Origin of the sequence: Faecalibacterium sp. An121 (assembly GCF_002160915.1) — a bacterium.
In the GTDB taxonomy this organism is placed as follows: domain Bacteria; phylum Bacillota; class Clostridia; order Oscillospirales; family Ruminococcaceae; genus Faecalibacterium; species Faecalibacterium avium.
Map to the genome: position 1 here is coordinate 42,879 of NZ_NFLM01000018.1, position 8,343 is coordinate 51,221.

Here is an 8,343-nt window from a genome sequence, read left to right on the forward strand (position 1 = left end):
AAAATTCTGTGCTATCTGCCAAAATATGCCGCCGCCCTTGCTGTCTTGACACCTGTATGGTATACTGTGTGGCACCCAATGTCGGCATTTGTACGCCCCCTGCGGGGGCTTTTGAGCGGAAAGGCGGTATTCAGATGGAAAATGTAAAAAATTTCTTAAAACGCAAAGACATCGTCATCACCCCCCAGCGTTACCTGATCGAAGCGCTGGGCGCCATGGCCCAGGGCCTGTTTGCCAGCCTGCTGATCGGCACCATCCTCAACACCCTGGGCCAGCAGCTGGGCATCCCCATGCTGGTGACCATCGGCGGGTATGCCTCGGCCATGAGCGGCCCGGCCATGGCCTGCGCCATCGGCTACGCCCTGCACGCGCCCAACTTTGTGCTGTTCAGCCTGGTGACGGTGGGCTGGGCCTCCAACGAGCTGGGCGGCGCCGGCGGGCCGCTGGCCGTGCTGCTCATCGCCATCGTGGCGGCCGAGCTGGGCAAGGCGGTGAGCAAGGAGACCAAGGTGGACCTGCTGGTCACCCCCCTGGTGACCATCTTCACCGGCGTCGGCCTGGCGCTGCTCATCGCCGCCCCCATCGGCGCGGCGGCCAACCGGGTGGGCAGCCTGATCATGTGGGCCACCGAGCAGTCCCCCTTTGTAATGGGCGTACTGGTGTCGGTCATCGTGGGCGTGGCCCTTACCCTGCCCATCTCCTCGGCGGCCATTTGCGCCGCCTTGGGCCTGACCGGCCTGGCCGGCGGCGCGGCTGTGGCCGGCTGCTGCGCCCAGATGGTGGGCTTTGCGGTGATGAGCTTCAAAGAAAACGGCGTGGGGGGCCTGGTCAGCCAGGGTCTGGGCACCAGTATGCTGCAGATGGGCAACATCGTCCGCAACCCCCGCATCTGGATCGCGCCCACACTGGCCAGCGCCATCACCGGCCCCATGGCCACCTGTCTGTTCCGCTTTGAGATGAACGGCGCCGCCGTCTCCTCGGGGATGGGGACCTGCGGCCTGGTGGGCCCCATCGGGGTGTACACCGGCTGGGTCAACGATGTGGCCGCCGGGGTCAAAGCCGGCATCACCCCCATGGACTGGGCGGCCATGGCCCTGCTGTGCCTGGTGCTGCCCGCCGTGCTCAGCGTCCTGTTCTGTGAGGCCGAGCGCCGTCTGGGCTGGATCAAAGAGGGAGACCTGAAGCTGGACTGAGGGTCTATTTGTATTCAGTGCATTAGTTTAAACTTTACGTATAAATCCGTGAACGTTCTGCTTTCCGCCGTCCGGCCTTGGCGCCGGGCGGTTTTTTGCTGCCGATCCAGGAAAATCATGCTTGTTTGCGCTATTTTCAAAGGCGGCACGCTGCCGTTTCCGCTGCCCTGTCCAAAAGGCCAAAAAGATATCATATCCTATTATTCATAAAAAATTCATAATTGCCTCATATTTCGTCTCTATTTTTTTGGTACAAAAGCAATGGAGCTCCTGCAAGGCCCCAAAAAGCAGTTTTTTGACCCAAAAAGGCAGAAATTTTATCTGTTAGCCGGGTAAAACATCTGGTCAACCGCAGCGGAATATGGTATACTTGCCCTGTCCGCAATTTGGCCGGGGCACAACTGCCCGCTGCGGCACAGGCGGAGCGTCCAATATGCAGTCATAGCAGCCGGTTCTGGCCGGCCAGGAGACGGAAAGGAATCGTGTAAACCCATGAAGATCGGAATTACCGAGCTGATCCTCGTTGTGATCGTGGCGTTCGTGTTCATCGGGCCCAGCCAGCTGCCCGAATACGCGCGCAAGCTGGGCAAGATGCTGCGTGAACTGCGCCAGTACACCAGCACCGCATCCAAAGACATCCAGGAGAACATCGTCGAGCCCCTCAACGAGATCCAGCAGCCCATCAAGGAGGCCATCTCGCCCCTGACGGACATCAAGAAGGACTTTGACAACAGTGTCAAGGATGTGACCAAGAGCTTTGCCGGCATCGGCAAGACCAGCAAGGAAGAGGCCGAGGCCAAGGCGTCCGCCGCCGAGGAGCCTGTGGAGGAGCTGGAGGAACTGAGCGAGGAGGCCCCTGCCGCCCCCGCTGCAGCGCCCGCCGCAGCCGCCGCGGCTCCCGCCGAGGAGGCAGCCCAGCCGGCCGAGGCCGCAGCCCCCGCCGAGGAAGCAGCGCCTGAAGAGCCTGCCGCCCCCAAGGCTGAAGCCGCCCCCAAGGTCGATGCAGAACAGACCGCCCAGACGGTCTGACGGGCCCCCAACCATGCAGCAAGCCGCCCGCGCGGCTGTGTAGATCAAGTCAAGTAAAGACGGGCCCGAAGCCCGGCAATGTAAAAGGAGTAACAAATTATGCGTATCGGACCTACTGAATTGTTGATGATCCTCATCGTTGTCCTGATCATCTTTGGACCCAAGAACCTGCCCAAGCTGGGCAAGATGTTCGGCAAGACCATGAAGGGCTTCAAGGAAGGCATTGAGGACGAGGACGACACAGAGCCCAAGACCAGCAGCGCTGAGACCAAGACCGACAGCAGCAAGAGCAACGAGGAGTAATTTGTGGCCACACTATTTAAGCACAGAAAAGGCGCTGAGGCGATGGGCCCCGACGGCAGCATGACGCTGGGCGGCCACCTGAAAGAACTGCGCAACCGCGTGGTATTCTGTGCGGTGTTGTACGCTGTGGCCTTTCTTGGTTTCCTGGCCGTTGCCGACCAGCTGATCAACGTCCTGACAGCCATGGCGTCGGGGTCGTTCGAGTTCATCTCCATCGATCCCCAGGAAAAGCTGATCCAGTATTTCCGGGTAGCCCTGATCGCCGCGCTGATCGTCGATATCCCCTTCATCGCCTATCATATTTATGCCTTTGCAAAGCCGGGCCTGAAAAAGACGGAGAGCTTCTTCTTCGGCCTGGTGCTGGTGATGGGCCTGGGGCTGTTCGTGGTGGGTGTACTGTTCGCCTACTTCGTCTCCCTGCCCTTCATGCTCAACTTCATGGCGAGCCTGGAAGGCGCCGACTACATCGTCCAGACCACCAGTATCGCCAGCTATGTCAGCTTCTGTATCACCATCTTCCTGATCTTCGGCGCCGTCTTTGAGATGCCGCTGGTGGTGGTGGTCCTGTCCCGGATGGGCATTGTCAGCCCCTCTCTGATGAAGAGCGCCCGGGGCGTCATGGTCGTTCTGATCTTCTTTGTGGCGGCCGTCATCACCCCGCCCGACGTTGTCTCCCAGACCATGGTGGCTCTGCCCATGTGCCTGCTGTACATCATCAGTACCTTCCTGTGCAAGATCTTCTACAAGAAGCATCAGGATGCCATGGAGGACGACGAGGACGAAGACGAGGAGGACGAGAAAGAAGCCTGAGCCTTCCCAGCCCGCAAACGAATACATGAAAAAGCCCTGTCAGGAGCGGCTGCGGCCGCCGGTCTGACCGGGCTTTTTTGTTGTCCTTTTATCGTTTCCGGGCCTGCCGGGCGGCAGCGCGGCCCGCCACCAGTCCGGAGCCAAAGGCCCAGTGCAGGTTGAAACCGCCGCAGCTGCCCGCGCAGTCCAGCGTCTCCCCCACAAAGTAAAGCCCCGGGCACCCCTTGAACTGGAAATCCGGCTCCAGCTCCTCCAGCGACAGGCCGCCCCCGGTGGTCTGGGCCTGCTTCCATCCGCAGGGGGCAGGGTCTTCAAAGCGCCAGCCCTTGCAGACCTCCGCCAGGGCCTGCCAGCCCCGGGCATCCACCTGGGCGGGAGCGCGGCCTGTCAACCCTGCCGCAGCCCAGAGGGCGGCGCCCAGCCGCCCATCCAGCAGGCCCTGCCAAAAGGCCTGGCTGTCGGGCAGATGACCCGCCCTGCGGGCAAATGCGGTAATAAACTCACGCGTTTCTACAGTTGGGAATAAGTCCAGCGCCACAGCGGGCTTTTTTGGGCCCCGTCCGGGGGCCAGCAGCCCCGACAGCTGCATGACGCAGATGCCCGACAGCCCGTAGTTGGTGAACTGGATCTCCCCTTCCTCCCGGGCCAGGGACCGTCCATCCTCCAGCAGGGTGACGGCGCCCCGGGCGCGAAGCCCCGACAGCCTCTGCATCAGGACCGGGTCGCCGCAGCGCAGAGGGGTCAGACAGGGGTACAGAGGCTCGACCCGGCCGCCGCACCGGCCCGCCAGGGCGGGTCCAAAACCGCCGGTCCCAAACTGCGGCCCGGCGCTGCCGCCCAGCGCACAGATCACCCGTCCGGCCGTCAGCAGCTGCTTTTGGCCTGCCGCCTCCACACGGACGGCATAGCCGCCCCCCTTCTGCCCCAGCTCCAGCACCCGGGCAGCGCGCCGGTCCACACCCAGGGCATTCAGCCAGCGCACCAGCAGACCGGTGAGATCGGCGGCCTGGTTGGAGTAGGGATACAGCCTGCCGGTCTCATCCGCACGGGACACCAGGCCCAGCTCCTGCCACCAGGCAGACAGCCCGGCTCCGTCGATGGAGGCCAGCAGTTTTTGGAGCGCGGCGGGGGCTGCGGTGAAGTACCGCGCCGGATCGCTGCTGGCAGCGTTGTCGAAATTGCAGCGGCCATTGCCGGTGGCCAGCAGCTTTTTGCCGGGGGCGGCGTTCTGCTCCACCAGGGTGACTTTCGCCCCGGGCCCGCCGGTCTGGGCCGCAGCGATGGCGGCCGCCAGCCCCGAAGCACCCCCGCCCAGCACCAGGATCTCTCTCATCTTCTCCCCTCCTGTGTCTATGGTACAGGGCAAGTATACCATACCGCGGCGGCCGGCGCAAAGGGGTCAGCGCGGATCCCGCAGTTCGGTCATATCGGCCCAGAACCGTTTGGGGCAGTGGGTGCGCCGGCAGCGCTCGTTCCGCCGCTGGTCGATGGCCAGCGTGTCATAAAATCGTTTCCACAGCCGCTGGTAATCGCTTTCCTTCTGGCTGGGCCGGGGCAGGTCCAGCGGGGCGCTCAGCCTGAGGATGCGGGCCTGGCCCTGCTGATGCACCAGCGCTTCCCGGTGGACCGCGTCGTAGATCAGGAAGGCTTCCTCGGGCATCCGGCTGCAAAAATGGCGGCCCAGCAGGGGCAGCACATGGTTTTTGGGGTGGATCACTGCGCCCAGCATCCCGCCGCTTTCCTCAAAGCGGACAAAGCCCTGCCATTTTTCCACTTCCCACAGCACCTGGCGGGACAGACGGCAGGCATCGGCCACCTCGGGACGGCCCAGCTGATGGAGCGCCCCCGGCCCGGCCCCGAACCCATAGTGTAAAAAGCGGAGCAGGATCAGCTCTTTCTCCTCCTGCCCCGACAAAAAGCCCACCTCCACCGTCTGGCCGGCAGACAGCTTGGACCGCACCGCCCGGCGCACCCGGGCTGCCCGGTCGGGGTCGGTGGGGATCTGCCGCACCGGACAGAGGGCGGGCTGCTCGTCTTCGGGCGCCCAGATGGCAAAGGGGATCTCGCGGTGGACAAAGCTCTCAAACACGCAGCTGTAAAAGCCCGCCAGGGTGCCGTCGTAGCCGTAGATCAGATCGGCCTGCCTCACAGGGCTTTTGCCAGACATCGGACTGCCTCCTCCTGTACAAGACGGCCGGCCAGGCGGGGCTGCATCCCACCGGCGGCCAGCTGCTGGACGGCGGGGGCGCTGAACAGGCTCAGCTGTTCACATCCCCCATTGAACACCTGAGGGTCCACCAGAGCCTGGGCGATCTGCTGACGCCGCTGGCTGCCGCAGCCACCTCTGGCCCCGGTAAACCCTCTGCATACGATAAAATATTGGGCGCGCTTGAGCACCACGCCCATCTGTTTGAGCTCGTCCAGACCAAGCGCGCTCTGGCGGCGGGCAGTGCGGATGCGCTGGGCGCTCTTGACCCCGATGCCGGGCACCCGCAGCAGCATCTCATAGGGGGCGCGGTTGACGTCCACCGGAAACTGCTCCAGATGGCGCAGGGCCCAGCCGCATTTGGGGTCCAGGTAGGGGCTGAAATTGGGGCTGCCTTCGTCCAGGATCTCCTCCGCCCGGAAGTGATAGAACCGCAGCAGCCAGTCGGCCTGGTACAGCCGGTGTTCCCGCAGCAAGGGGGGCTTGGTCTCCAGGGCGGGCAGACGGCTGTCCTCCGCCACCGGGATGTAGGCCGAGAAAAACACCCGTTTGAGGCTGTATTTCTGGTACAGGCCCTGGGTCAGCCGCAGGATCTGGTAGTCACTCTCGGGGGTGGCCCCCACGATCATCTGGGTGCTCTGGCCCGCAGGGGCAAAGGCGGGCGCATGGCGATAGAGCGCCACCTCCTGACGGCTGGCAGCGGCAGCGGCGGCGATCTGGCCCATAGGGCGCAGGATCGAAGACCGGCCCTTGTCAGGGGCCAGCCGTTTCAGACTGCCTTCACTGGGCAGCTCGATGTTGACGCTGAGACGGTCGGCCAGGCATCCCAGCTGGGCGATCAGCTCAGGGCTGGCACCCGGGATGGCCTTGGCATGGATATAGCCATTGAAATGGTAGCGATGCCGCAGCAGGCGCAGCACCTCCAGCATCCGCTCGGTGGTATAGTCGGGGGTGCCCACCACGGCGCTGGACAGGAACAGCCCCTCGATATAATTGCGGCGGTAGAACTCGATGGTCAGGTCGGCCAGCTCCCTCGGGGTGAAGGTCGCCCGGGGCAGGTCGTTGCTGCGCCGGTTGACGCAGTAGGCACAGTCGAAGGCACAGCAGTTGCTCATCAGCACCTTCAGCAGACTGATGCAACGCCCGTCGGCGGTAAAGCTGTGGCAGCATCCGGGCGCATAGCAGCTGCCCAAATGTCCGGCACGGCCCCCGCGGCCCGACCCGCTGGAGGTGCAGGCCACATCATATTTCGCACTGTCGGCCAATATGGTCAGCTTTTCCATCACCGACTGTTCCATCCCAAAATGCCCTCCCGGGGGCGCTCACCACTTGGTCTTGGTCTCCACCACGCGCCCCGCGATGTGGAGCCGGTTCAGGTCCTCGCCTTTGATGACCAGCTCGCTGTAATTGGGGTTGAACGGCTGGAGCACCACGCTGTTTCCCCGCTGGATATAACGCTTGAGGGTGCCTTCGCCCTCATCGCCGTAAATGATGACCCCCAGGTCCCCGCTCTCCAGGGTATCCTGACGGTGGACCAGGGCCAGATCGCCGTCCTGGATGCGGGGTTCCATGCTATCTCCCCGCACCACCAGATAAAAGTAATTGGCCGGGTCCTTGACCCGCGCGTATTCTTTCCCGTAGTCCTCCTCAAAGGCCAGCGCGCCATAGCCGGCCTTGACGGTGCCGATCACCGGGATCAGGCTCTCGGCATAGCCGCCAAAAAAACGGCTCTCGGTCTCGGTCAGATCGGCGGTGGGGCGGTACAGCCCCAGCAGATAGTCCGCCGTGGTGCCCAGGATCTCCGCGATCTGCGCCACCGTGGCCGGGTCGGGAGAGGATTTGCCGCTCTCCCACTTGCCTACGGCCTGCTGGGTGACCCCCAGGCGGCTGGCCAGCTCGGCCTGGCTGATGCCATGCTGCTTGCGGCACTGCTTCAACAGCTCAGAAAATGACATATCGGAACGCCCCTTTACAACCGGTTTTTGTTATTTCCATTATACAACCAAAAAGTGTTTCTGTAAAGTGTATTTCATCGAAAATGAGAAAAAAAGTTGTATTTCCTCTTGACATCCACCAAATTTTGGTTTATCATGGAGGCAAGCAAACAACCTGCGGTTGTCTTTTCGGTTGTGAAACCACCTGGAGGAGGTCCCAACGATATGAAGTGCCTGTTTTGGAAATCCCTCGTTCTGACCATTGGCCTGGGCATGATGCTGGCCCTGGGCGCTTTTGCGGAAGGCAGCATTTCTTTGCCTTTGGCTTGTGCTCTCTGTTACGGAGGGGTGCAGGCCATCCGTGCGGCATGGGCCATGGAGCAGCGTGCAGAACATTCCGCCCGCCGCCCGGCATCGGTCCGCCCGAAAGCCAGACAGCCAGTCCAGCCGGCCCCCCGCTCCGCCACTGGCAGCCAAGACCCTTTGCAGGCGGCTTCTTAATAAAACGCCCCGCCTCTCTCCGGCTTGGCCGGAAAGGGGCGGGGTTTGTGTTTTTACCTGCTTCCAGGAGAAACAGAATTTTTGGACAGGGCAAAACAGCCCATCAGCTTGTATACATCTATCATGATACAGATTTTCCCGTATTTTGCAAGCCATTCCTGTGTCCCAGGCCAAAGTTTGTGCAGAGCACCAAATATCGTCCGCAAATTTTAGTCAGAGTGCAAAAACAATGCGAGGGCCGGCCAAACGGCCAGCCCCCGCAGAGGGACCCTATCTTTCGTGACGCAAAAGTTCTTTTGTTTTGGTGCGATCAACAACAGAAGGAATATGGTTCTATTCCTCTTTGCCGCCACATCGGATGGGTGTT

8 protein-coding genes are annotated in these 8,343 nt (G+C 62.2%); 4 read left to right on the forward strand and 4 right to left on the reverse strand.

Annotated features, from left to right (window positions below; genetic code table 11):
* Positions 1 to 134: 134 nt before the first annotated feature.
* The 4 genes from B5E66_RS09955 to tatC all read left to right on the forward strand — a co-directional run bounded on the left by B5E66_RS09955 (position 135) and on the right by tatC (position 3,335).
* A complete protein-coding gene (locus tag B5E66_RS09955; RefSeq protein ID WP_087232303.1) occupies positions 135 to 1,193 on the forward strand; it encodes a PTS transporter subunit IIC in 1,059 nt (352 codons plus the stop codon).
* 492 nt (positions 1,194 to 1,685) lie between these two features.
* Positions 1,686 to 2,222, forward strand: coding sequence for a Sec-independent protein translocase subunit TatA/TatB (locus B5E66_RS09960; protein ID WP_087232306.1), 537 nt, complete (start codon positions 1,686 to 1,688; stop codon positions 2,220 to 2,222).
* A gap of 99 nt (positions 2,223 to 2,321) precedes the next feature.
* Positions 2,322 to 2,525 carry a Sec-independent protein translocase subunit TatA/TatB gene (locus tag B5E66_RS09965; protein ID WP_087232308.1) on the forward strand — a complete coding sequence of 68 codons (204 nt, stop codon included), beginning with the start codon at positions 2,322 to 2,324 and terminating at the stop codon, positions 2,523 to 2,525.
* 3 nt (positions 2,526 to 2,528) lie between these two features.
* Complete coding sequence (gene tatC, locus B5E66_RS09970) at positions 2,529 to 3,335, forward strand: twin-arginine translocase subunit TatC (protein WP_087232312.1); 807 nt, start codon at positions 2,529 to 2,531, stop codon at positions 3,333 to 3,335.
* A gap of 88 nt (positions 3,336 to 3,423) precedes the next feature.
* Here the strand turns inward: tatC and B5E66_RS09975 are convergent, their stop codons facing one another.
* From B5E66_RS09975 to B5E66_RS09990, 4 genes are all read right to left on the reverse strand, one after another.
* Positions 3,424 to 4,668: an aminoacetone oxidase family FAD-binding enzyme gene (locus B5E66_RS09975; RefSeq protein WP_087232314.1), complete on the reverse strand. Its 1,245-nt coding sequence runs from the start codon at positions 4,666 to 4,668 to the stop codon at positions 3,424 to 3,426.
* 66 nt (positions 4,669 to 4,734) lie between these two features.
* The gene (locus tag B5E66_RS09980; protein ID WP_087232317.1) at positions 4,735 to 5,502 is read right to left on the reverse strand and encodes a TIGR03915 family putative DNA repair protein; all 768 of its coding nucleotides are present in this window, start codon (positions 5,500 to 5,502) and stop codon (positions 4,735 to 4,737) included.
* Complete coding sequence (locus B5E66_RS09985; protein ID WP_087232320.1) at positions 5,481 to 6,839, reverse strand: putative DNA modification/repair radical SAM protein; 1,359 nt, start codon at positions 6,837 to 6,839, stop codon at positions 5,481 to 5,483. The genes B5E66_RS09980 and B5E66_RS09985 overlap by 22 nt, the downstream gene beginning before the upstream one ends.
* Before the next feature lie 24 nt (positions 6,840 to 6,863).
* Positions 6,864 to 7,496, reverse strand: a complete 633-nt coding sequence (locus B5E66_RS09990) for a LexA family protein (RefSeq protein WP_087232323.1) — start codon at positions 7,494 to 7,496, stop codon at positions 6,864 to 6,866.
* Positions 7,497 to 8,343: the final 847 nt, after the last annotated feature.

Bases quoted from the DNA above. Each gene is read 5' to 3' on its own strand.
- B5E66_RS09955 (WP_087232303.1), top strand. From the start codon at position 135: ATGGAAAATGTAAAAAATTTCTTAAAACGCAAAGACATCGTCATCACC.
- B5E66_RS09960 (WP_087232306.1), top strand. From the start codon at position 1,686: ATGAAGATCGGAATTACCGAGCTGATCCTCGTTGTGATCGTGGCGTTC.
- B5E66_RS09965 (WP_087232308.1), top strand. From the start codon at position 2,322: ATGCGTATCGGACCTACTGAATTGTTGATGATCCTCATCGTTGTCCTG.
- B5E66_RS09975 (WP_087232314.1), bottom strand. From the start codon at position 4,668: ATGAGAGAGATCCTGGTGCTGGGCGGGGGTGCTTCGGGGCTGGCGGCC.
- B5E66_RS09980 (WP_087232317.1), bottom strand. From the start codon at position 5,502: ATGTCTGGCAAAAGCCCTGTGAGGCAGGCCGATCTGATCTACGGCTAC.
- B5E66_RS09985 (WP_087232320.1), bottom strand. From the start codon at position 6,839: ATGGAACAGTCGGTGATGGAAAAGCTGACCATATTGGCCGACAGTGCG.
- B5E66_RS09990 (WP_087232323.1), bottom strand. From the start codon at position 7,496: ATGTCATTTTCTGAGCTGTTGAAGCAGTGCCGCAAGCAGCATGGCATC.